At 42.4% G+C, this 23518-nt stretch carries 25 protein-coding genes; 6 read left to right on the top strand and 19 right to left on the bottom strand.

The features are described from left to right. Positions 1-28 precede the first annotated feature (28 nt). The gene (glnA, locus tag HRT96_RS13400; protein WP_293157507.1) at positions 29-1438 is read right to left on the bottom strand and encodes a glutamate--ammonia ligase; all 1410 of its coding nucleotides are present in this window, start codon (positions 1436-1438) and stop codon (positions 29-31) included. 518 nt (positions 1439-1956) lie between these two features. Between glnA and typA the strand changes: the two genes are divergently transcribed. From typA to HRT96_RS13375, 5 genes are all read left to right on the top strand, one after another. Beyond that, positions 1957-3774 (top strand): translational GTPase TypA, encoded by a 1818-nt coding sequence (typA, locus tag HRT96_RS13395; RefSeq protein WP_293157504.1) that lies wholly within the window; start codon positions 1957-1959, stop codon positions 3772-3774. A gap of 106 nt (positions 3775-3880) precedes the next feature. Further along, on the top strand, positions 3881-4783 hold the full coding sequence (locus tag HRT96_RS13390; RefSeq protein WP_293157501.1) for a virulence factor BrkB family protein: 903 nt from the start codon (positions 3881-3883) through the stop codon (positions 4781-4783). A gap of 168 nt (positions 4784-4951) precedes the next feature. Beyond that, positions 4952-5926 (top strand): prolyl aminopeptidase, encoded by a 975-nt coding sequence (gene pip, locus HRT96_RS13385; protein ID WP_293157498.1) that lies wholly within the window; start codon positions 4952-4954, stop codon positions 5924-5926. Positions 5927-5986: 60 nt separating this feature from the next. Beyond that, on the top strand, positions 5987-6424 hold the full coding sequence (gene dtd, locus HRT96_RS13380; protein WP_293131868.1) for a D-aminoacyl-tRNA deacylase: 438 nt from the start codon (positions 5987-5989) through the stop codon (positions 6422-6424). Between the two features lie 40 nt (positions 6425-6464). Continuing rightward, positions 6465-7364 carry a bifunctional GNAT family N-acetyltransferase/hotdog fold thioesterase gene (locus HRT96_RS13375; RefSeq protein ID WP_293157495.1) on the top strand — a complete coding sequence of 300 codons (900 nt, stop codon included), beginning with the start codon at positions 6465-6467 and terminating at the stop codon, positions 7362-7364. A 36-nt stretch (positions 7365-7400) separates the two neighbouring features. Here the strand turns inward: HRT96_RS13375 and recG are convergent, their stop codons facing one another. The 15 genes from recG to HRT96_RS13300 form a co-directional block, all read right to left on the bottom strand. Further along, a complete protein-coding gene (gene recG / locus HRT96_RS13370; RefSeq protein WP_293157492.1) occupies positions 7401-9473 on the bottom strand; it encodes an ATP-dependent DNA helicase RecG in 2073 nt (690 codons plus the stop codon). 112 nt (positions 9474-9585) lie between these two features. Further along, positions 9586-10272, bottom strand: a complete 687-nt coding sequence (gene trmH, locus HRT96_RS13365; protein ID WP_293157489.1) for a tRNA (guanosine(18)-2'-O)-methyltransferase TrmH — start codon at positions 10270-10272, stop codon at positions 9586-9588. A 192-nt stretch (positions 10273-10464) separates the two neighbouring features. After that, positions 10465-12588, bottom strand: coding sequence for a bifunctional GTP diphosphokinase/guanosine-3',5'-bis pyrophosphate 3'-pyrophosphohydrolase (gene spoT, locus HRT96_RS13360; protein ID WP_293157486.1), 2124 nt, complete (start codon positions 12586-12588; stop codon positions 10465-10467). A gap of 244 nt (positions 12589-12832) precedes the next feature. Beyond that, on the bottom strand, positions 12833-13108 hold the full coding sequence (gene rpoZ / locus HRT96_RS13355) for a DNA-directed RNA polymerase subunit omega (protein ID WP_006030914.1): 276 nt from the start codon (positions 13106-13108) through the stop codon (positions 12833-12835). 59 nt (positions 13109-13167) lie between these two features. After that, entirely contained in the window at positions 13168-13794 is a 627-nt protein-coding gene (gene gmk / locus HRT96_RS13350; RefSeq protein WP_293157483.1) for a guanylate kinase, read from the bottom strand. 126 nt (positions 13795-13920) lie between these two features. Next, on the bottom strand, positions 13921-14250 hold the full coding sequence (locus HRT96_RS13345) for a multidrug efflux SMR transporter (RefSeq protein ID WP_293157480.1): 330 nt from the start codon (positions 14248-14250) through the stop codon (positions 13921-13923). A gap of 153 nt (positions 14251-14403) precedes the next feature. Continuing rightward, positions 14404-15534 carry an S-(hydroxymethyl)glutathione dehydrogenase/class III alcohol dehydrogenase gene (locus HRT96_RS13340; RefSeq protein ID WP_293157477.1) on the bottom strand — a complete coding sequence of 377 codons (1131 nt, stop codon included), beginning with the start codon at positions 15532-15534 and terminating at the stop codon, positions 14404-14406. A 196-nt stretch (positions 15535-15730) separates the two neighbouring features. Then, positions 15731-15922, bottom strand: a complete 192-nt coding sequence (locus HRT96_RS13335; protein ID WP_293157474.1) for a hypothetical protein — start codon at positions 15920-15922, stop codon at positions 15731-15733. 2 nt (positions 15923-15924) lie between these two features. Then, on the bottom strand, positions 15925-16248 hold the full coding sequence (locus HRT96_RS13330; RefSeq protein ID WP_293157472.1) for a hypothetical protein: 324 nt from the start codon (positions 16246-16248) through the stop codon (positions 15925-15927). 130 nt (positions 16249-16378) lie between these two features. Further along, positions 16379-16738, bottom strand: a complete 360-nt coding sequence (locus HRT96_RS13325; RefSeq protein ID WP_293157469.1) for a glutathione S-transferase N-terminal domain-containing protein — start codon at positions 16736-16738, stop codon at positions 16379-16381. Positions 16739-16859: 121 nt separating this feature from the next. Continuing rightward, positions 16860-18920 (bottom strand): heavy metal translocating P-type ATPase, encoded by a 2061-nt coding sequence (locus HRT96_RS13320; protein ID WP_293157466.1) that lies wholly within the window; start codon positions 18918-18920, stop codon positions 16860-16862. Then, entirely contained in the window at positions 18917-19213 is a 297-nt protein-coding gene (locus HRT96_RS13315) for a YtxH domain-containing protein (protein ID WP_293135684.1), read from the bottom strand. The genes HRT96_RS13320 and HRT96_RS13315 overlap by 4 nt, the downstream gene beginning before the upstream one ends. After that, positions 19206-19511, bottom strand: a complete 306-nt coding sequence (locus HRT96_RS13310) for a hypothetical protein (RefSeq protein ID WP_293157463.1) — start codon at positions 19509-19511, stop codon at positions 19206-19208. Before HRT96_RS13310 ends, HRT96_RS13315 begins: the two co-directional genes overlap by 8 nt. Positions 19512-19514: 3 nt before the next feature. Next, a complete protein-coding gene (locus HRT96_RS13305; protein ID WP_293157460.1) occupies positions 19515-20135 on the bottom strand; it encodes a YtxH domain-containing protein in 621 nt (206 codons plus the stop codon). Beyond that, positions 20125-20463 carry an HMA2 domain-containing protein gene (locus HRT96_RS13300; RefSeq protein ID WP_293157457.1) on the bottom strand — a complete coding sequence of 113 codons (339 nt, stop codon included), beginning with the start codon at positions 20461-20463 and terminating at the stop codon, positions 20125-20127. Before HRT96_RS13300 ends, HRT96_RS13305 begins: the two co-directional genes overlap by 11 nt. A gap of 133 nt (positions 20464-20596) precedes the next feature. Here HRT96_RS13300 and HRT96_RS13295 point away from each other — a divergent pair, with 133 nt between their 5' ends. Next, entirely contained in the window at positions 20597-20956 is a 360-nt protein-coding gene (locus tag HRT96_RS13295; RefSeq protein WP_293157454.1) for an HMA2 domain-containing protein, read from the top strand. Here the strand turns inward: HRT96_RS13295 and HRT96_RS13290 are convergent. The 3 genes from HRT96_RS13290 to HRT96_RS13280 form a co-directional block, all read right to left on the bottom strand. Further along, entirely contained in the window at positions 20943-21356 is a 414-nt protein-coding gene (locus tag HRT96_RS13290) for a hypothetical protein (protein ID WP_293157451.1), read from the bottom strand. The two genes, HRT96_RS13295 and HRT96_RS13290, sit on opposite strands and share 14 nt — an antisense overlap. A 198-nt stretch (positions 21357-21554) precedes the next feature. After that, positions 21555-22787, bottom strand: a complete 1233-nt coding sequence (locus HRT96_RS13285) for an NADH:flavin oxidoreductase/NADH oxidase family protein (RefSeq protein ID WP_293157448.1) — start codon at positions 22785-22787, stop codon at positions 21555-21557. A 112-nt stretch (positions 22788-22899) separates the two neighbouring features. Beyond that, positions 22900-23499 (bottom strand): TetR/AcrR family transcriptional regulator, encoded by a 600-nt coding sequence (locus tag HRT96_RS13280; protein ID WP_293157445.1) that lies wholly within the window; start codon positions 23497-23499, stop codon positions 22900-22902. Positions 23500-23518 lie beyond the last annotated feature (19 nt).

Genomic DNA, 23518 nt, shown 5'->3' with positions numbered 1-23518 from the left:
CGGGTTTTTTTGTATTTATTTATTAAAATTATACGCTATAGTACATTTCAAACTCAATTGGATGAGTCGTCATGTTCAGTCTTTCAACTTCTTGTTCTTTTATTGCAATGTAAGCATCGATAGTATCGTCTGCCATTACATCGCCAACCGTTAAGAATTCACGGTCAGTATCGAGTGCTGATAGTGCTTCTTCTAGTGAAGAGGCAACCTGTGGAATTTCTGCTGCTTCTTCTGCTGGTAGATTGTATAAATCTTTATCCATTGCATCACCAGGGTGGATGCGGTTTTTAATACCGTCAATACCCGCCATTAACATTGCAGAGAATGCTAAATATGGGTTGGCTGCTGGATCTGGGAAACGTACTTCAATACGTGTCGCTTTTGGCGATGGTACGATTGGGATACGAATTGATGCTGAACGATTACGTGCAGAGTAAGCCAGCATTACTGGTGCTTCAAAACCAGGAACTAAACGTTTGTACGAGTTAGTTGTTGGGTTAGCAAATGCGTTAATTGCTTTTGCGTGCTTGATGATACCACCAATGTAATAAAGTGCAGTTTCAGATAGACCGCCATACAGATCACCAGAAAAAATGTTTTCGCCATTTTTCTGTAGTGATTGGTGACAATGCATACCAGAACCGTTATCACCTACCAATGGCTTAGGCATAAATGTTGCTGTTTTGCCGTAAGCGTGTGCCACATTATGGATCACGTATTTGGTAATTTGAACTTCATCCGCTTTTTCAACGATTGAGTTGTATAGTGCTGCGATCTCGTTTTGACCAGCTGTTGCTACTTCATGGTGATGTGCTTCAACTGTTAAGCCCATTTCTTCCATTATTAGGCACATTGCGCTACGGATGTCTTGTGCAGAGTCAACTGGTGATACTGGGAAGTAACCCCCTTTAACGCCTGGACGGTGACCCATGTTGCCGCCTTCGTACTCTTTATCAGAGTTCCAAGAAGCTTCTTCAGCGTCAATCTTGTACATACTACCGGACATGTCAGTTTTATACTTAACATCATCAAATAGGAAAAATTCTGGTTCCGGACCGAAGAATACATCATCAGCGATACCAGTTGAGCGTAAATATGCAAGTGCACGTTTTGCTACTGAACGAGGGTCACGGCTATAACCTTGCATTGTTGCAGGCTCTAGTACATCACAACGTAGATTCAGAGTTGTTGCTTCTGTGAACGGGTCAAGTACGGCTGTTGCCGGATCTGGCATTAAAATCATGTCAGATTCGTTGATGCCTTTCCAACCTTCAATTGATGAACCATCAAACATTTTGCCTTCTTCAAAGAAGCCGGCATTTACTTGATGATGTGGTAGAGAAACGTGCTGCTCTTTACCTTTCGTATCTGTAAAACGTAAATCTACAAATTTAACGTCTTGTTCTTTAATTAGAGCTAATACGCTTTCTGCTGACATAATAAAATAACCTCCGGTGTCATCAATATGATGGCTTCATTTAAAGTTGTTGACTGTAAACAATCATGAACTAGATAATGCCATATATGTGCCAACTATTTAAGTTGTTGATTTAAAAGTTTTAATGTACTTGTTGTTGGTTGCATAAATCCGTCACTGCACGAATGCTGTGCGTTTCTTGCACCTTTTTGGTGCGGTGGTTGTTGCAGCCATTAAACTCATACGTTTGCTATTACCAAGATCGATATTATGGTTTATTTTCAGTGATTACCAGTAAAATCGTATTCAAATATTATTGATAAAAGACAGGCAATATAAGCCTCAGTATTTACCATCTGGTAAGGTTTAGATGCATTTTTTGCTGTTTGCGAAAAGCCATGTGCTGTTTCGTGCACAATTTTAAATAAAATAAATTGCAATCATTTTACTCTGTGCCAAAATTTTGCTAGGTAGATCACAGCGAGGCGGTTACAATACCGCCTAATTTTTACCCATATAAAATATACAGAGGCATCACAGTGCTAGAGAAACTACGCAACATTGCGATTATCGCTCACGTTGACCATGGTAAAACCACTTTAGTTGACAAGTTATTAGAACAGTCAGGTACTTTACAAACACGTGGTGGTAATGAAGAACGTGTAATGGATTCTAATGATCTTGAAAAAGAACGTGGTATTACTATTCTTGCTAAAAACACAGCAATTATGTGGAAAGATTACCGTATCAACATCGTAGATACTCCAGGACACGCCGATTTCGGTGGTGAAGTTGAGCGTATTATGTCTATGGTAGACAGTGTTTGTTTGATCGTTGATGCAGTTGATGGCCCTATGCCACAAACGCGTTTCGTAACACAAAAAGCATTTGCACACGGTCTTAAGCCAATTGTTGTTATCAACAAAATCGATAAGCCTGGTGCTCGCCCTGATTGGGTTATGGATCAAATCTTTGATTTATTCGACAACCTAGGCGCAACTGATGAACAGTTAGACTTTAAAGTTGTTTACGCTTCAGCACTAAATGGCTGGGCTAACGGTGAGTCAGATGAACCAACTGAAAACATGGAACCTTTGTTCCAAGCTATTGTTGACCATGTTGCTCCACCTGAAGGCGATCGTGACGGTGATTTCCAAATGCAAATCTCGCAACTTGATCACAACGCATATGTTGGCGTGATCGGTGTTGGCCGTGTAACGCGTGGTTCTGTTAAAGTAAATCAACAAGTTACTATTATTGGTTCTGACGGTAAACAGCGTAAAGGTAAAGTTGGCCAAGTATTAGGTTACTTAGGTCTTGAACGTCATGATGTTGAACTTGCAGAAGCGGGCGATATCATTGCAGTAACTGGCTTAGGCGAACTTAAAATTTCTGACACTATCTGTGCACAGAATAATGTTGAAGCGCTACCACCGTTATCAGTTGATGAACCAACTGTAACAATGACGTTCCAAGTAAACAACTCACCATTCTGTGGTAAAGAAGGTAAATTTGTTACATCACGTAACATCCTTGACCGTCTGAACAAAGAGTTAGTACACAACGTTGCACTTAAAGTAGAAGAAACTGCTGATCCAGATAAATTCAAAGTATCTGGTCGTGGTGAACTTCACCTAGGTATCTTAATTGAAACTATGCGTCGTGAAGGTTTCGAGCTAGCAGTATCTCGTCCTGAAGTTATCGAACGTATGGTTGACGGTAAGCTACATGAGCCAATGGAAACATTGACGATTGATTGTGAAGATCAACATCAAGGTTCTGTAATGGAACAGTTAGGTATCCGTAAAGCGGAACTAACTAACATGATTCCAGATGGTAAAGGTCGTATTCGTTTAGACTTTATGATCCCAAGCCGTGGTTTAATCGGTTTCCAAACTGAATTCCTAACAATGACATCTGGTTCTGGTCTTCTATACCATAGCTTCGATCACTACGGCCCCCATAAAGGCGGTACAATTGGTCAACGTCAAAATGGTGTATTAGTTTGTAATCAAACTGGTAAAGCTGTTACTTACTCTCTATTCTTCTTACAAGATCGTGGTCGCCTGTTCTTAGGTCACGCTACAGAAGTATATGAAGGTCAAATTGTTGGTATTCATAACCGTTCTAACGATTTAACAGTTAACTGTATTCGTGGTAAACAGCTTACTAACGTACGTTCTTCTGGTACTGATGAAGCACAAACGCTTTCACCAGCAATCGTTTTGACTCTTGAGCAAGCGCTTGAATTCATCGATATTGATGAATTAGTAGAAGTAACACCGTTAAGCATTCGTATCCGTAAGAAACTTCTTTCAGAAAACGATCGTAAACGTGCTAGCCGTCCAGCTAAATAATAATAGTTAACAAGGTTATGAATTAATAATCTTGGCGCTATTTCAAAAAAAGGTGATACTTAGGTATCACCTTTTTTTTACCCTAAAATAACCAAGGAGGGAACCTGTGGTTAAGTTTCCGAATCAACAATCATTGCTATTACTCGCCAAAACAAAAATCAATATCTGGTCGTTCCTACTCACTTGTTTTGCCTTTCTGCGCTATCTTGGTAAACGCATAAGTGATGATAGGTTAACGGTTAACGCCAGCTCTCTGGCCTATACAACACTACTTTCTCTGGTGCCGTTAATTACCGTGTTGTTTTCTGTCATGTCTGCGTTTCCTATTTTTGAAACCTGGCAACAGAGCGTTGAATCGTTTTTGTATACCAATCTTGTACCGCATGCGACAGGTACTATTCAAGAGTACTTACAGGATTTTGTCGCCAATACTGGCAAGATGACCTCAATCGGTTCGGGGGCATTATTCATTGTGGCCTTGTTACTTATTAACACCATAGATAAGCACATTAATCATATTTGGCGTTGTAAAATAGAACGTAGTTTCTTTTTATCTTTCGCCGTGTATTGGCTGATTCTAACCTTTGGCCCACTGTTTATTGCCATTAGTTTAGGTGTGTCTTCCTATTTATTATCACTGTCATTTGTTACTGATGTGACCGAAGTGACGGGCTCTGTGAGCTTATTAAAACTGGTGCCAGCCTTGTTAGGTACACTGGGTTTGTTTGTTATGTATGTGGTGATCCCACACCGCCGAGTACCGTTGCGTTATGCATTTATAGGTGCGTGTTTTAGTGCCTTTTTGTTTGAAAGTATTAAACGTGCCTTTACTTGGTATTTAGTACAATTTCCGTCTTATGAAGTGATTTATGGTGCATTAGCAACTATACCTATCTTATTGGTTTGGATTTATCTGTGCTGGTTAATTGTGTTGTTAGGGGCTGAAATTACGGCGTCATTAACAGAGTTTAATGACCAGTTAAAACACAAAAAGGCACAGTTGGAATGATAAAAATAGTCACAAGTTCAGCAACAAGTACACCTATCTATGGATGACCGTTCTGACTAAGCAAGGTAATTTAAGTACGCAAACGCGTTACAAATTACCTCGCGTTCACGTTAGGTTCAACTATCAGCTTCTGGTGTCCGTGCTGTGGGAAAGGAGGTTGATATTGCTATGATTGGACTGTACCCCGCCATTCAGCATTATGCTGAACATTATTTACCTGTAGCTAATCGTTATTGTCTTTATATTGAAGAAGTCGGTAACCCAGACGGTATACCGTTATTATTCCTGCATGATGGTCCCGGTAAAGGGATTATGGCCGATGATAGGCGCTTATTCGACCCTAAGCTATATCGCATAATTTTGTTTGACCAGCGTGGCTGTGGGCGCTCAAAACCGTATGCGAGTATTGAAGATAATACCACCCAACATTTATTGCAGGATATTAGCACTATCTTAAGCTTGCTCGACATTCAGCGCTGTGTTTTGTTTGGTGAAGGTTGGGGTGCGACGTTAGCGTTACTGTATAACTTGCTCCATCGCGATAAGGTACAAGGGCTAATATTACACAGTTTATTCTTCGCGCGTCATCAGGACCTCACTTGGCAATTTTCAGCATCCGGTGGTGCGGCGCAGTTATTCCCCGATCATTTTGACCGTTTTATCCGTCGTGCCAATGGCAATGATTATGCGGCACTACTATCCTCTTATAGTCAGTTATTGGCCAGTGATAATGACATTGAAAAAATGACAGCGGCAAAAGCTTGGGTGGAATGGCAGGCGCAGATTGGTAATCCGCATCCGGAGTTTCGCAGCAAGGTCGACTTGATTGATGCCGATGTGGCATTAAGCATGTCGACATTACAATGCCATTATTTTTCTCAGAACTGTTTTATTGCTGATAACTATATTTTTCAGCGCTTAGATTCATTAGCGCAAGTGCCGATGATTATGGTGCACGGCCGTTTTGATATCTCTAATCCACTCGGGCCTGCTTATGAATTATGTCAGCGTTTACCGTTAGCTCAGCTGTTTATCGTGCCTTATGCTGGGCACTTTGACTGTGAGCCCGGCATGATCGATGCGTTACGAAAAGCGACAGAGCTCATGGCTGAGATTATTACCTTTGAGTTTGTCAGTGATTAATTTAAGCAGTTTCGGTATTATCAATAACATTAAATTTAATAATGATTATTGAGGCAAGGCATGATCGCATTGATCCAGCGTGTGCGCAAAGCAGATGTAAGCGTTGAAGATGAAGTTATCGGTAATATAGGCCAAGGTTTATTGGTGTTATTAGGTATTGAAAAAGGCGATACCGAAGCGAAAGCGAAACGTTTGAGTGAGAAGTTATTAGCTTATCGTGTGTTTAGTGATAGCGATGATAAAATGAATTTAAATGTGCAGCAAGTTAACGGTGAGCTGTTGGTGGTATCGCAATTTACCCTCGCAGCAGATACCAATTCAGGTACCCGTCCAAGCTTTTCGACGGCTGCCGCACCTGCTGATGCCAACCATTTATATGAGTATTTTGTTGGTCAATGCCGGCAGAAACAGATAACGACAGAAACAGGACGCTTTGCTGCAGATATGCAAGTGTCGTTAGTCAATGATGGACCCGTTACTTTTTGGCTGCAAGTGTAGATCCTAAGCCATGAGTGATAGTAATAGACAAGGAGAGACTATGTTTCACGTGCATGTACCTGAAACGGAACAAGAGTTAGAAGATTATTATCATTTACGCTGGTCGCTGTTAAGAGCGCCACTACAGCGTCCGCGTGGCACCGAGAAAGACATTTATGATGAACACAGTGAACATCGTATGATCTTGGATAATAGCGGCAGGCCAATCGCGTGTGGCCGGATCTATACTGCTGGTGCCGACGAATCACAAATTCACTATATGGCCGTTGATCCCAAGCACCGTAAGCAAGGTTTGGGTAGTTTGCTGATCTCGGCATTGGAAGATGAAGCGTACAAAGCGGGTAGCGAACGAATTGTCATGAATGCGCGTGTTGAAGCGGTGCCATTTTATGAAAAATGTGGCTTTTCTTTGGTTGGTAGTGGTCAAATCAGTGAGGGTGTTCGCCATCGTCAGATGATTAAAGAAGTGAACGCCATGGATAAGATCTTACGCCATCCAGAATGGTGTGCTGAGCTGCAACAAGAGTGGGCAACTAAGATCCCGATTAGCCAACACATGGGTATTAACATTCGGCAATATAGCGGCTGGCGATTTGAAACTGCAGCCCCATTAAACGCCAATGTGAACGTTCACGATACCATGTTTGCAGGCAGTATTTATAGCCAAGCGACGCTAACAGGCTGGGGATTAGTCTGGTTAATGTTAAAAGAACAGGGGTTACTAGGGAATATAGTGCTGTCGAAAGGTAATATTCATTATAAACGCCCGATTAATTTGGAGCCGTTTGCGGTCGCACATAAATACCGAATGAAGGGCAGTTTGCGGGAATTAATCGAAGGGCGTAACGCCAAACTTGATATTGACGTTGATGTTTATAGTGGCCCGAAATTGGCCGCGGTTTTTAGCGCGACCTTTGTGGTGATGCCTATCGGTGCGTAACCTCGCGCTGAGCCTACTTCGTTATCAAAAACCGCGTCAGGCGTTGGAATAAATGTCCTTGTCTGCCATCCAACGTTGGGTGATTGCATGGGCATTCTCAGGGTGTTGTTGCAGTAAGTGGCGAGCAATATTTTGTACCAATGGGATCAAGTGTTGGTCACGGACTAAGTCCGCCACTTTTAGATCTGCAATCCCGGTTTGCTTACTCCCGAGCATTTCGCCAGGGCCACGGATCTCGAGGTCTCGTTGTGCAATTTTGAACCCGTCTGTGGTTTCCCGTAATACCGATAAACGCTTGCTACCGGTATCGGACAGTGGTGCATGATAAAGCAGTACACAGTGACTGGCGACTTTACCACGGCCCACACGACCGCGCAGTTGATGTAATTGTGCCAGACCTAAACGTTCTGGATTTTCGATGATCATCAAACTGGCATTCGGTACATCCACCCCAACTTCAATCACGGTGGTGGCGACCAGTAAATCCAATTGTTTGGTTTTAAACGCGTCCATGACGTATTGTTTTTCAATGGATTTCATCCGGCCGTGCACTAAGCCAATCCGTAAATCGGGTAACTGTTTTTGTAAATCATTGGCGGTATCTTCAGCCGCTTGCGCTTCTAATACGTCCGACTCTTCAATCAGGGTACATACCCAATAGACTTGACGACCTTCATTTTTAACCGCTAATTCGACGCGTTCAATGATTTTACTGCGTTTGGTATCGGGCATGACGACTGTGGTGATCGGCGTTCGTCCCGGTGGTAGTTCATCAATAACCGAGGTATTTAAGTCTGCATAAGCGGTCATGGCTAAAGTGCGCGGGATCGGGGTTGCCGTCATAAATAACTGGTGCGGGTATAAACCATTGACCGCCCCCTTTTCACGTAGGGCAAGGCGTTGCTCGACACCAAAGCGATGTTGCTCATCAATAATCACTAAGGTTAAATTGAAGAATTTCACTGCTGCTTGGAAAATGGCATGGGTGCCGACTATCATCTGTGTTTCGCCACTGGCAATCGATGCGAGCTCTGCTTCTCGGGCTTTGCCTTTTTGTTTACCGGATAACCAACCGACTTTGATGCCCAGTTGATTGAACCAGCCTTTGAAATTAAGCGCATGTTGCTCGGCTAATATTTCAGTGGGTGCCATCAATGCCACTTGATAGCCATTACCGATGGCCTGTAGTGCCGCTAGCGCTGCGACAAGAGTTTTTCCTGATCCTACGTCACCTTGGATTAATCGCATCATAGGGTAGCCTTTCTGGAGGTCCTGCTGGATCTCACCGACCACACGTTGTTGCGCATTGGTTGGCGTAAAAGGCAATTGTGCTAAAAATTTATTGGTAATGGTTTTGCTCGCTGGCAATTTGATGGCGGGATGCTGCTGCATTTTCTTACGCAATTGCAGCATACTGATATTTTGCGCCAGCAGTTCTTCGATAATCAGGCGTTGTTGCGCGGGATGCTGACCTTGTTCTAACAGCTCAAGCGACACATCGGGTGTTGGTCGGTGCAATAATTTGATCGCATGATTCAACTCGATTTGCCCTGTATACAGTCCTTTCGGTAGCAATTCTTGTAATGTGGTTTGGCTGAGGTGCTGCAGTGCTTGGTCGGTCAGATTACGCAAGGTTAATTGCTTTAAGCCTTCTGTGGAAGGATATATTGGTGTCAGCGTTTCTGCACTCATCTCTGAGCTGGTTGCATGTGCGAGTTTATATTCAGGATGGACAATTTCATAACCAAAGCGGCCACGGCGGAATTCGCCAAATGCGGTGATGGTTTTACCCACGGTGAAACTGTTTTTTTGTCCGGCATTAAAATGGAAAAATAATAACGTGATGATGCCGGTGCCGTCGTTGACTTTACAAGACATGATCTTGCGTTTACCAAAGGTGACATCGCAGCTGACGATCTCGCCTTCGATAGTGCCATGCAGACCGGGTAATAGGTCTTGGATAGGATAGATGGTGGTGCGATCCTGATAGCGACTTGGCAGGTGAAAAAGCAGATCCTGAACCGTCATTAGGTTCAGCTTCGCTAACTTGTCGGCCATTTTGGCGCCAACACCTTTTAATTCGATAACCGGGATCTTATCTAATCGCATAATTACTCACGAATCTACTGTATATATAAACATATATTATCAGAAGACTTATACCCAAGCTACTTCAAAATGATATAGCATCTTGAAGTCACTTGGGATGGATTATATTAGCCTATTTTGAACTACGTAGTGCATCCCACCACGATTCGTCAGCAACAATTTGGCCTTCTGCATCTAACTCAGGGTAAGTTAAACCTTTACGCTTGCATGCTTTCGCATAGACAGGGTGGCCGCCTTCAAAGAAGATTTTATGCTGCTCTTCAGCGGGTAGTTTGCTTTCGCCTTGGTACATGCCAGCATTGTCACGTTGACGCTGTGCTTCATACAAGATAGTCGCAGTCGCTACTGATACGTTTAACGATTGCACCATGCCAACCATAGGGATGATGATATCTTGATCGGCAAGTGCCAATGCTTCGGCACTGATACCGGTCTTTTCTTGACCCATTAAGATCGCCGTTGGTTTGGTATAGTCAATGTCACGGAAGTCAACGGCAGTGTCAGACAGGTTAGTTGCAAGTACTTGCATGCCTTGGGCTTTTAATTCTTTGATTGCTGCAGCAATGTTATCGTGAGAGTGTACTTTTACCCAGTTTTGGCTGCCTGTTGCAGTGCCACCCGATACCTTTGTTGGACGTATAGACCATACCGCGTGAACATTATTGACACCCACAGCATCACAAGTTCTTACTACGGCGGCAAGGTTATGTGGTTTATGCACAGATTCCATACACACAGTAAGATCTGGTTGGCGGTGTTGGAGCATTTTAGTAATGCGTTCGAGACGTTCTGGGGTCATGGTCTTACTCTATCAGATTTAATTGGCGAGGTATTATACCCAAATCACGCGCTAATGCGAGTATCGGAATTTGGCTTAGATGGGTTTGGGACGGTTGAATGAGGCTTGCATAGCTAAGCCATCTTTCACAACGGCTTCGCTATCATTGAACTAACACTTTGTTATACACGCATTACATTGCTAGTTGCAGGCTTAGTTATAACTGCGTGATATTTTTAGTACGTCTTGTAATTTACGGATTTTTTTCATCACATCGGCCACATGTTTGCGGTTTTTCGCGGTAATGAGAATATCAACGTTATACACACGGGCATCTTTTTCATCGGTAACAATGTTATGAATATTGGCGCCAGTCGAGGCTACGGTATTGGTCAGTTTTGCTAATACACCTTGGTGATTAACCACTTGAATACGGATCTCAGTTTTAAACTCTTGACTAGGATCGATATTTTCGTCCCATTCAACAGGGATATAACGATCCGGTTCATTTTGATAACCGTGAATATTACGACAGGTCTCAATATGTATCACCAGACCTTTACCCGGGCTTAAATGAGCCACAATGGCATCACCTGGAATTGGGTGACAGCAGTTAGCAAAACTAACCAGCATGCCTTCTGCACCCTTAATCGGCATTTTGCCTTGTTCTTCCGAGCGTGGTGTCAGGTCGGTAAGTTCATCTACCCGGCCTTGTAGACGACGGGCAATGACAATGCTCATCATGTTACCTAAACCGATCTCGATAAGCAGCGCATCTAGGTTTTCGCATTTAGTATCAGCCAGTACTTGGGTTAAATTGTCTACGGCAATATCATCAATTTTAACCCCGTTGAGGGCATGATTTAAGAGACGGCGCCCCAGGATGATCGAATCTTCGGTGCGCATGTTTTTCAATTGCTGACGGACACGCGCACGCGCTCTACCAGTGACAATAAAGTTTAACCATGCTGCATTTGGACGTGCACCTGGTGCGGTAATAATTTCGACTGTTTGACCATTTTTCAACGGTTGACTAAGCGCGTGTGGCTGACGGTTTACACGCGCGCCTACACAGGTATGTCCGACATCGGTATGGATTGAATAAGCCACGTCTACAGGGGTGGCACCGCGTGGTAGTTCGATGATCTTACCTTTCGGGGTGAACACATAAATTTCATCTGGGAACAGATCGGTTTTCACACTCTCGATAAATTCAAACGACGAACCGGCACTTTGCTGTAATTCGAGTAAGCTTTGCATCCACTTCTGCGCACGTAATTGTGCGGTGGTATTAATTTTGTCTGCGCCTTGTTTATAGGACCAATGCGCAGCAACACCACGGTCAGCCATCAGATCCATATCTTTGGTACGGATTTGAATTTCCAGCGGTACGCCGTGTGGGCCAACCAACGAAGTATGCAGAGATTGATAACCATTGGTTTTTGGAATGGCAATATAATCTTTAAAGCGGGTTATCTTGGGTTTGTACAAACTGTGCATTTGACCAAGCACGCGATAACAAGTATCCAGGTCGTCAACGATGATCCTAAACGCATAAATGTCGACAACTTCATGGAACTGAACGCGTTTCTTCTTCATCTTGTTGTAGATACTAAAGATCAGTTTTTCGCGGCCATGAATCGTCGCTGGTACACCTGCTTCTGCTAAACGGCCTTCAATTTCTTGACTGATATTAGACATTACTTCTTTGCGATTACCCCGTGCTGATTTGACTGACTCAGCAAGAATCCGGTAACGCATTGGGTACATGGCTTCTAACCCAAGTTCTTCTAATTCATTTTTTATATTATGAATACCAAGGCGATTAGCAATCGGGGCAAAAATTTCTAATGTTTCGCTAGCAATACGGCGGCGTTTGTCAGGTCTTAATGCGCCTATGGTGCGCATGTTGTGGGTGCGATCGGCTAGTTTGATTAAGATAACGCGAATGTCTTGCACCATCGCCATGAACATTTTGCGGAAATTTTCGGCTTGTGCTTCTTTGCGATCGCGGAATTTTAGCTTATCTAGCTTAGAGACACCTTCCACTAATTCAGCAACTGTGCTGCCAAATAATGACGCAAGATCTTCTTGAGTCGTTGGCGTATCTTCAATCACATCATGGAGCAGGGCTGCCATAATCGTTTTATGATCAAGACGCATTTCAGCAAGAATTTCAGCAACGGCAACGGGGTGAATAATATAAGGTTCACCCGTACTTCTTTGTTGAGGTCGGTGGGCTTCCCGCGCGACTAAATAAGCATGCTCAATGAGTTCGACTTGTTCAATCGATAGATAGGTTGATGTCGTTGCTTTTAAATTTGCGAATATATGCAAGTACAGCCTCGTTACTGAAAAGTTGATATAAATGAGATGGTATTATTAGCAAGATAATAAAAAGTGCGAGCAATTGCACCTTTAAATTTACATCTTCGTTATATTTTGCCAACTCAATCTAGAATTAGCAATTTTGGTATTTGAAATATGAAAAAGTATAAACCCGTTTTTGGCTGGATCATAGGTATTAAAAAAGGTGCAATATGCACCTTTTTTATAAAATCACCAAAAAGACGATTCGGTATTAACCACGACCTTCAGCGATTGCGGCTACTGCTGCAATTTGCTGTGCTTCGTGTTCTTGCTGCTCTTGACGATCGCCAGCATCCATCAATTCGTTAGTAATTAGACCTGCTTCAATTTCACGAAGGGCTATTACAGTAGGCTTGTCATTCTCTGGTGCTACCAGAGGTTCTTTACCATGAATCTGTAATTGACGAGCGCGACGTGCCGCCATTAATATTAGGTCGAAACGATTACCAACCTGTTGTACAGCATTTTCTACAGTTACGCGTGCCATGCAGGATCTCCCAGTGAATTAAGTCTAAAAAATGACGAGAAACTATACTTTATTTTTGCCTAATTAACCAGCAAATCTTTCATTATTACGTTGTTTTTTGCTGCTTGCTTCGTTGAACCGAGTCGTTCGGCACGTACAATCGCGTGCAGATCTTCGAGTGCAGTCGAAAAATCATCGTTAATTATAAGGTAATCATATTCATTATAGTGTGACATTTCAGCTTTTGCTTCTGCCATGCGATTAGCAATGATCTCATCACTGTCTTGACCGCGACTATTCAGACGACGTTCTAATTCTTCACGACTGGGTGGCAGGATGAAAATACCGCGCGCATCAGTCATTTGTGCTTTGATTTGACGTGCACCTTGCCAGTCGATATCAAGGAAAATATCAATACCACGTGCCAATGTGTTTTCAATCATCACGCGTGATGTGCCGTAGTAATTACCGAATACTTCCGCCCATTCAAAAAATTCTTCATTTTCTATTTGCTGCTTGAAATCAGATACTTGGATGTAGTTGTAGTGAATTCCGTCTACTTCACCAGGGCGCATTGCTCGAGTCGTGTGAGAAACTGACACTTTCATATCGCTGCTTGGGTTTGCATCTAAAAGTGCTTTGATAAGACTTGATTTTCCTGCGCCACTTGGAGCAGATACAATAAATAGAGTGCCTTTACGTGCCATGGTGAGCCTTTGATGAGCATTAAAAGCGATCCAAGATAGCATAAATACAAGGGGGAATTAAACTGCTTTCATGCTTTACTCAGTAACAACGCACAAAAAAGTGCTGGAAACTGTTAGTAAAACAGCTTAATGGGTGTGTGGGATCGATGACAGATTGATTAAAGCAATGCCGACAGCGATAAATAACATGCCGACCCACACTTTAGCATCGAGGTGTTGCTTATAGACTAAGCTCGACATATAGGTCACTAAAATTATCGCTAATCCAGCCCATGAAGCATGGACGATACCGACAGGTAAATTCTTAACGGCTTGTCCTAAGAATAAAAATGCTAGCAGGTGTCCAAAGATAACAATGACACTTGGCCAGAAGTTGCTAAATCCATTGGTCGCTTTCAGTGCTACGTGTGATGTGGCTTCTGCCAATACGCCTAATAAAAGAAATAACCAACCCATAATGATGCCTGCTCACGATTTAATATAGATAATTTTGAAGATTAAAAGCCGCCTTCACACCGCGAATCCGCTATGAAGGCGTAGCCATAAAGTTGTTAATTTATGACTTGTCGAAGGTACGATGACCAACGATATTATGTTTTATCAAAGATACTATTTATCAAAGTGAATGACGGTGCGGATGCTTTCGCCTTTGTGCATCAATTCAAATGACTCGTTAATATCTTCTAAGCCCATCGTATGGGTAATGAAATCGTTTAGCTTGAAGTCACCTGCCATGTAGCGCTCTACAATTTCTGGTAACTCTGAACGACCTTTCACACCACCGAATGCAGAACCGCGCCATACACGACCTGTTACCAGTTGAAATGGACGGGTTGAGATCTCTTTACCCGCACCGGCTACGCCGATAACAATCGATTCACCCCAACCTTTATGGCAGCACTCTAATGCCGAACGCATGACGTCAACGTTACCGATACATTCGAATGAGTAGTCAACACCACCGTCCGTTAATTCAACGATCACGTCTTGAATTGGCTTATCGTAGTCTTTCGGGTTGATGCAATCTGTTGCGCCTAATTGACGGGCCAGTTCGAACTTGCTTTCGTTAATGTCGATAGCAATGATACGCCCTGCTTTTGCCATTTGTGCGCCAATAATTGCAGAAAGACCAATACCACCCAGACCAAATACAGCTACAGTATCGCCTTCTTGTACTTTGGCAGTATTCAGTACTGCGCCCATACCTGTCGTTACACCACAGCCTAATAGACAAACTTCTTCTAATGGTGCTTCTTTGTTTACTTTTGCTAATGAAATTTCTGGTAATACTGTGTATTCAGAAAACGTTGAGCAGCCCATGTAATGGAAAATTGGTTGACCGTCTTTGTAAAAACGCGTCGTGCCATCTGGCATTACGCCTTTACCTTGTGTCTCACGAATCTTTTGACAAAGGTTTGTTTTACCTGATTTACAGAACTTACATTCGCCACATTCTGGTGTGTAAAGCGGGATAACATGGTCGCCAACTGCAACACTTGTTACACCTTCACCAATTTGTTCAACGACACCGCCACCTTCATGTCCAAGTATCACTGGGAAGATACCTTCTGGATCATCTCCTGACATAGTGAATGCGTCGGTGTGGCATACGCCAGTTGCGATAATGCGCACTAATACTTCACCAGCGCGGGGTAACATCACATCTACTTCTTCAATAGAAAGTGGTTGGTTAGGGCCCCAAGCAATTGCCGCTTTTGATTTAATAAATTTGTCAGTCATTGTATTTTATCTCTAATTTATACTGTCAGTTGGGAGGTCACACTGAGGTCCCCTCGTTTTGTTGGAGCCATTATAGTTATTTCTGTGGTATTGATAATCCTATGAAATAGTAAATTACTTTTACTGAGTGGTAATAATATGGGCGTGTGTATGCTGATTGGGGCGTAATAATCGTTGAATAGAGGCTAGGTAGGGGTTATTTGCCGATATTTCTAATAGCGTTATCGAGTTGTTCGCCGTGGTTGTCCATTAATATTTGAATACTTTTGGCATCTTCTAAGGTATTAAATGCATTGCTGAGAGGGTGTGCCGATAGGGACTCGGTTGCAGGTGCTTGCGGTTGTTTGTTATCAGTTTCAACCGTCTCTGTATGTGCTGTCTTCTTCACGGCTATGGATGAGTTTGCAGTGATAGTAATAGCGTTGGCTTGAGCGTTCTCGTTGCTATTAGGGGGCTATTTTCTTTATCGGTAAAGTGCCATTGACCTTGGCTATCCTGCCAGCGATAAAGCGTCACTGATTTGGGATTATCATTGGTGTCGCTAAACAGTCCGAATTCGAGACCAGTAATATCTATTTTTACTTGTTCAAAGGCGCGGACAACATCTTGGAGTATGACGGTAGAGTTCAGTAATTTTTGACCATTAGGTTTGCTAATAAAAAACAGTGAAATGATGGCGCAGAGCATTAATGAAATCAGAAATTTATAAAACATCGCTATCACAATCCTTGTTTAGCTGTTGTTTACATTATTATTGTGTTTTTCACCAATTGCAAAAAAACAGCGAACCACTGGTTTAATGCAATTGGGGGGAGCACATTTATTTAGTTAAAAACTGGCTAAATTAAGCAAATTTCTTTTCTAAGTGCGCAATGATGTCACTTGATTCATACATCCATTGTACTTGACCATTTTCTTCGATACGTAGGCAAGGTACTTTACGTTTACCGCCTTGTTGCTCGAGTTCATTACCAAACGTGGCATCGTTTTTCGCGTCACGTACGGTGATATCTAAGTTTAAACGCTTCATACTACGACGTACTTTTACACAAAATGGGCAGGCTTTAAATTGGTACAGTGACATGTTATTGATCTCACTATCAACCTTTGCTTGTTCGTCAGCAGGGCGTTTCATGCTTTTTGGTGAGAAGATGAAATTAAGCGTTAAAATAAGACGGCCGAGTAGCCAGCGAATAACTTTCATGAATATGGTCCTGTTAAGAGGGCTAATAATGGAGTGCAATGCTAGCATATTCGTTCGAATAAATACCACATAATAAATATTGGATATATGTTATGTGGTATTTTCTGATAGCAATTAAGTACTAGCCATTCTTTAATGCCGCGGAACGAGCCAGGATCGCGAGCGTGGTACCGTTATGAAGTAGTGCACTCATCGCGGGGCTTAGCATTCCGAGTGCTGCTGCTAACATAATACCGCTGTTAACATATTCAGCGGCTTTGATGTTTGAGTTGATCATCGACATTGCAATTTGTGCCAATTGGCGTGCTTCAGCGACACCATAAAGCGTATCTTTTAATAACACTACATCAGCGGCTTGTCTTGCTAGTTCAGTGCCTTTACACATAGCAATGCCTACATCCGCAGCCGTTAATGCGGGTGCATCATTGACGCCATCACCAATAAACATCACTGTTTTACCAGCTTGTTTAAGTTGTTCAATAATACTGGCTTTACTTTCAGGAGTGGCTTCGGCATAAACTCGATCAAGTTTAAGTTCATCTGCGAGGGTTTGGGCTTTATAAGCACGATCGCCTGAGATCATAATTAACTCTTTGATACCTAAATGACGTAACATGTTCAGTGTTTTTTCTACATCTTCGCGCAAATGATCACGTAATCCGAGCATCCCGATTAGCTTACCTTGATGGGAAATAAACACTAAATGACGTCCTATTTCTTCAAGTTCACGAATTTGTGTTTCAAAGGGGGTGAAGTCAACATTTTCATGCATTTCAAGGAAGTGGCGGCTACCCATTACAAGACAATGTCCGTTGAGGGTACTTTTAAGGCCATGGGCAATGACATATTCCACCTCCCCGTGTTCTATGTGTGGGAGTTTATTGTGTTTTGCTGCATTGACCACGGATTGTGATAATGGGTGATTACTGTGCTCTTCTACAGACGCTGCAATTGCTAATAAGTCACGGGCATCGTTGTTTTGGCAAAATGGCACAACATCTGTCACTTCCATATCGCCATAAGTTAAGGTGCCGGTTTTATCAAACACGCAAGTATCGACCTTGACGATCTTCTCAATTGCACTTCCGCCTTTGAGTAAAATCCCGTTTTGTGCTGCCCGGTACATTATTGATTTAAATGTTACAGGCGTGCTTAATTTTAGTGCACAGGAATAATCGACAAGAAATACTGAGGCCACGCGATTAATATCTTGGGTTAGGGCAAATACTGCAGCGCCTATCCCTAAGGTTATTTTGACACGGCGATCTGCCATGTCTTGAGTGACTTGCTGTGTTTCACTTTTTTCGCTTAGCGAATCGTAAATTAACTGTGCTATTTTAGCCGTTGTAGCTTCACTTCCGACTTTTTCGACTCGTACTTTTATCGTGCCTTCATAAATGCTGGTGCCTGAATAAACGATAGCATCAATTTCACGCCGTACAGGTACGCTCTCGCCCGTTAGAGCAGATTGATTGATAAGTGCGGCACCTGCTATTACTACACCGTCGACAGGGATTGAGTCGCCAGGTGCAAGCTCGATAATATCATCGGCCTTAAGTTCATCGGAGTTAACTTGGCTTTTTCCTGATTCATCAATGCGCCACACGACAGATTGTTGAGGATGCATGAGTTCAGCCAGTAGTTGATCACTGTTTCGGCAGGTTTTCTGTTCCATGTACTCGCCTAAGCTGATTAAGCTTTGCGTGACCATGGCTGTTTTATAGTCGCCACGCCAGACGGATAAACCGACGGCAATTGCATCTAAAACCTCAACAGAGATACGTTTTTCTTTGATTTTATTAATACCTTCAAAGAGTGTCGGTGCAACAAGTGTTGCGGTTGTTAAAGCTCCCCATTTATTTGGTAATAAAGCGGTTGAAAGAATGCCAATAACATTCATGGCAATATCACCACGTGTGTATTGATGCTCTATTTCAGTCTGCTCTGCTTGAGTAAAATCAAGTTGTGACAAACGCGCTTCAAGGGTCTCTACATGCAATAATTGCGTATCATAATGGACGACGATGGAAGCCGCTGCCTGATTGATACGCACGTCACGAATCCCTTGAATAGCTAATAAGCTTTGTTTGATCCACTCTTCAATATCTGGAAAGTGGATCAGTGCCGCTACTTTGAAACGTATTCGCCCTGACAGGTGGTGCTTAACGACCAAGTCGATCATTTTTCGCCTTTATTTAAGTTACGGTAGTAATCTAGTTCTGCTTGTGTGTCTTCTAGACGTTCTTTTAATTCTTCTACTTCACCGCGTACCGCTGACCACGCTTTTTCGCCTGTTGAGCTAACGCCTTGCTGGAATTTTTTATTCGATAGTAAATAAGCGACGGCAGCGCCAGCTGCAAGACCCATGGCAAAGTGGGTTTTACTGTTTTGTTGCTTGTAACTTGGAGCCTGTTTTACTTCACCTTGCGGATAACCGTAATAAGGTGCATAAGAATAAGGTTGTTTATTATTCATGTTTTTTCCTTTCCGACATTTGATCTATCATGTATAAGCCAGCTGCGCCTACACTCAATATTGTGAGCAAAGATAATGCTGGCCGGCCCGCCATATTTTCGGCTATATAGGTAGATGTTCCACTGATCGCCCCCGCCTTAATTGCCGATTTTACAGCATTCATTGCGACATCATTGGTTGCTAATATCCCATTTTGGTGATCACGCCATTGGCCAGCTAATGAAGCGCCCCCGCCAGCCATTGCCCCAATGAGCATCGCTCGGTGGCTTGCGCTTAATTTGTCTGATGAATTACTCATAATTTAACTATTAGCTTTAGGTTGTTCTTCTTGATGGCGTTCTACTGATTCTTGAAAGCCTTGTTTACCAGCAGCATATGTATCACGGAAGATTTCGCTATTTGTTGTTACGTTATCTTTTACCGATGCGGCGGTTTGCGTTGCTGTATCTTTAACGTTTGAACCACCTGATTTAAGCATATCGCTGGCGCCTGCAACTAAATCGACTAATTTACCACGTACGTTTTCGTTGCTTAGTAATAGGGCTGCTGCCGCGCCAACCATTGCGCCTTTCCAAAATTCTTTATCATTCATACCAAAGTTTCCTAATAAGTCTTTAAACATTCCTACTTCTTCACCGAGCGCACCTTCAAGCATTGCTTGGGCTTGTTCAATGAAAGCATTGTTTTCTTCTTGTTGCTGAGCAGGGGGTTCTTGCTGTGGGTGCATACCTGAGTGCATACCTGGGTGCATACCTGGATGCATACCTGGGTGCATACCTGGGTGCATACCTGGGTGGTTATAACCGTATACAGGCATCATGTAAGGTGAATATCCACCATTAGTAGCATAAGGATCTGTTTGCTCGGTGTTCTGTGTATAAGGGATATCGTGTGAACCATATTTAGGACCATCACTCATCATTTACTCCATCTATCTTAAGACTTGCAGCAATATTCAAATAAGCTTGTTGCACGTCGACCTCTGATTCTGAAAACAGCTGATTGATAAATTCTGGTTTGATGATGCCAGCATCGTATTCAATCAGAATGCTACCCGTATCGCTGTTTATTTTATAATTTTTAAACGCAGGTATATCAGCTAACGCTTGCTCAATGTCAGTGATTTTTATCGTCATTAAATGGGCCATAATACCCATTTTGTATTTAAGTCGGATACGTCCTGGGATGTGGTGCGCTAGTGTTAACCAGCGTCTTATTTTTAAAGCTTTTTTAATTTTATCTTTCATCATAAAATTATATATAAGAAGAGAGGGGATGCGAATAGTGATCAATTGTTAATTGAATTTGATTGAGTTTTCTTTGCGCAGGGTCAACTTTGATGTTACCTTATTGATAATCATTATCGCTTGCATTTGAGTAGTTATGAACACGTATATTCACAAAACATCCCAACGATTACGCGTCAGATCCGACTATATTCGCCATAATCCAAAGGCCGTTATGGCATTGATTGAACAATTGCAGCAAATAGATGCGATCACGAATATTAAGCATAAATATCATGCAGGTTCAGTAGCCATTCATTTTGATCGTGAAGAACTTGATTGTGACAGTTTATTAGAGATTTTAGAGACGCATGAATGGACTAAAAGTGATGAAAAACCTTCATTTGTTGAAAACGCAGTGGTTAATGGTACAAAAACGCTAACCAAAGGTTTAGCTACAATGGCATTAAAACGTTTAGTTGGCCCCTCCGTTAGCCGTATGATTATGAGTTTTTAAATTTTTTGGCTGCACATTTGCATATTCCATTGGCTCGTGCGGGACATTTTTTACAAGCGGGTGATTTCAACGGAATATTAAGCACGGAGCGAGTTGCTGTGCGTTGTTGATGTTTAGCCAGCGTTAATATTTGGCCACTAGCGATAACGTCTTCATTGTACTCAACATTGTCTGAATCTTTTTTAAACCAAGATATAACAGGTTCTAACGGTGTTTTTAATTCTGACATCATACTGGCAATGACGTCTTGCGATAAATCCTTGATCTCGTAGTGCCATTCACTGTTATTAGCTGCGACTTGAGTAGTGATTCTAGATAATTTATGTAGTTGTTTTAGTGATTTTCTTTCAAGCTTATGACTTTGTTTTTTTAATTTTTTTAATGCTTTTTTTGCACTCATAACTACGCCTACTTGCTGACTTTTATATAATCTAACAAGTTATCAACTGCAAATAAATCTCATTCTCACATTTATATTTTTTTTATGTCATTAAACATGAAATTAGTGATCTTAATTAAGCGATCAGAGCTGCATTTTAATTAAGTTATCTTTCTACGCCCAGCAATATTCTAGGCGTATATATTGTGTCCTTTCTGCTTAAGCACGGCGTTTTCTAAATGCGTAGCTTCCTGCACTATAGATGGTTTTGAAAAATACTGGCCAAGTGCCTAAATTAGCTTTTGGCTGTTGCTGATTAGCAATACGCGCGAGCTGGGCTTCGTACCACGTAATCTCTAACATCGCGATGCGATCAATGGCTTTAACACCTGTGGTTAAGTTCGGTAAACTGATCTTGTGGTCGTCAGATGCCATTAATTTATTTGGCAACTGGGTATCTAACGACATAGGGCGCGCAAGTCCAATAAAGTCCGTGGCATTGTTTTGTAGTGCGGAAAGCATGGCTTTACTGGAACGGAAGCCCCCCGTTACCACTAATGGAGTGTCAGTAATGGCACGTACTTTTTCAGCATAAGCAAGAAAGTAAGCTTCACGCGCCAACGTTGACTTCTTCACTTTATGACCGGTCATCGTTGGGCTTTCATAAGTACCACCACTGATTTCGATTTGATCGATACCAGCATCAGATAATGCTTTGACTACTTGCATGGACTCTTCTTCGGTAAAACCACCACGCATAAAGTCGGCAGAATTCAGTTTAATGCCAATCGGGAATGCGTCACCCACTTCGGCACGTATTGCTTGATAGATTGATAGCACAAAGCGCATGCGGTTTTCAATTGTTCCGCCCCATTGATCATCACGTTGGTTATGACGTGGAGACAGGAATTGATTAACTAAATAACCATGGGCACCGTGAATTTGTACGCCAGTAAACCCGACTTGTTTGGCCAATTTGGCACTGGTTTGGAACTGACCAATAATGTTTAATATCTCTGATTCGGTCAGCGCGCGTGGGGTATTAAAACCTTTTTCCAAACCATTGGTCAGTGCGATTGCCGACGGTGCAACAGGCTCTGCATTAATAAAATTTGGTGTTTGTTTGCCGGGATGATTTAGCTGCGCCCATAGCTGGGTATCGTTAACGCTACCTTGTTGAGCCCAGCGTTTAAACTCAGTTAAATCACTCTGTTCATCTAACACCACTTGCTTTGGTTCGCCTAATGCATTGCGATCAACCATGAGATTACCAGTCACTGATAATCCTAAACCGCCAAGAGCCCAAGCGTGATAAAGCGTTGCGAGTCCCGGTAATGGATTATGTTTAGCATCACTCAGTTGCTCGCTCATTGCCGATTTAAATAAACGGTTTTTAATATATGTGCCATTTTTTAAGGTAAAACCTTGTTGTAATGTAATTGCTGCTGTCATTATCAATCCTACTTTAAATAAATAATTAGACCGGTCGTCTCGGTGTTGGGCCGAAAAAAGCGATATTATCATTCGACTCATAATATCGCGGTCTGCTTTTCTGCTTATTAAGTTAGCTAGCTTTTAAAATGTCATCAAAAATGAAATCAGTGATCTGAGTGAGATTATCGGTATTACCGGCGATCTTCATTTCGATTAAGCTGCCTTCCCACGCTGTCCACATCAGTGTTGCAAGTTGCTTCGCAGGTAAGTCAGTACGGATCAATTGCTGTGTTTGCGCATCGCTGATTAATCCAGACAATAGTGTGTTTAATGCTTTGACTGAGCGTTGCATTGCTTGTTGGCATAACTCACTCGAGTTACCAATGTCGTTAGCCACACTTGCGACTAAGCAACCTTGCTTCCCTTGGTGCTCGCTGTATTTTTGACGTTGTTTTTCAAACAATGCGCGCAATTTTTCAATTGGATTCAGGTTAGCGTTATCCAATAGCGGCTGCATTTGTTGTGCTTGCGCGTGCATATCGGCTTCGATTAGCTCGGCAACAAAAGCTTCTTTGCTATTAAAATAATTATAAAAGGACCCTTTCGGTACTTTTAGCTCATCTAGGATCTGTTTTATCCCAGTGCCGTGATAACCGTGTTGAGAGATATGCTTGATACCAACTTCAATCAGGGCTTCGCGGGTATGTTCGTTTTGTTTAGGTCTTGGCATTTGGTTATTCTATGACCGA

The sequence above is a fragment of the Moritella sp. genome (assembly GCF_013215705.1).
In the GTDB taxonomy this organism is placed as follows: Bacteria; Pseudomonadota; Gammaproteobacteria; order Enterobacterales; family Moritellaceae; genus Moritella.
Note: the sequence above shows the minus strand (reverse complement) of the source record. Positions and strands in the feature narration are given on the sequence as shown.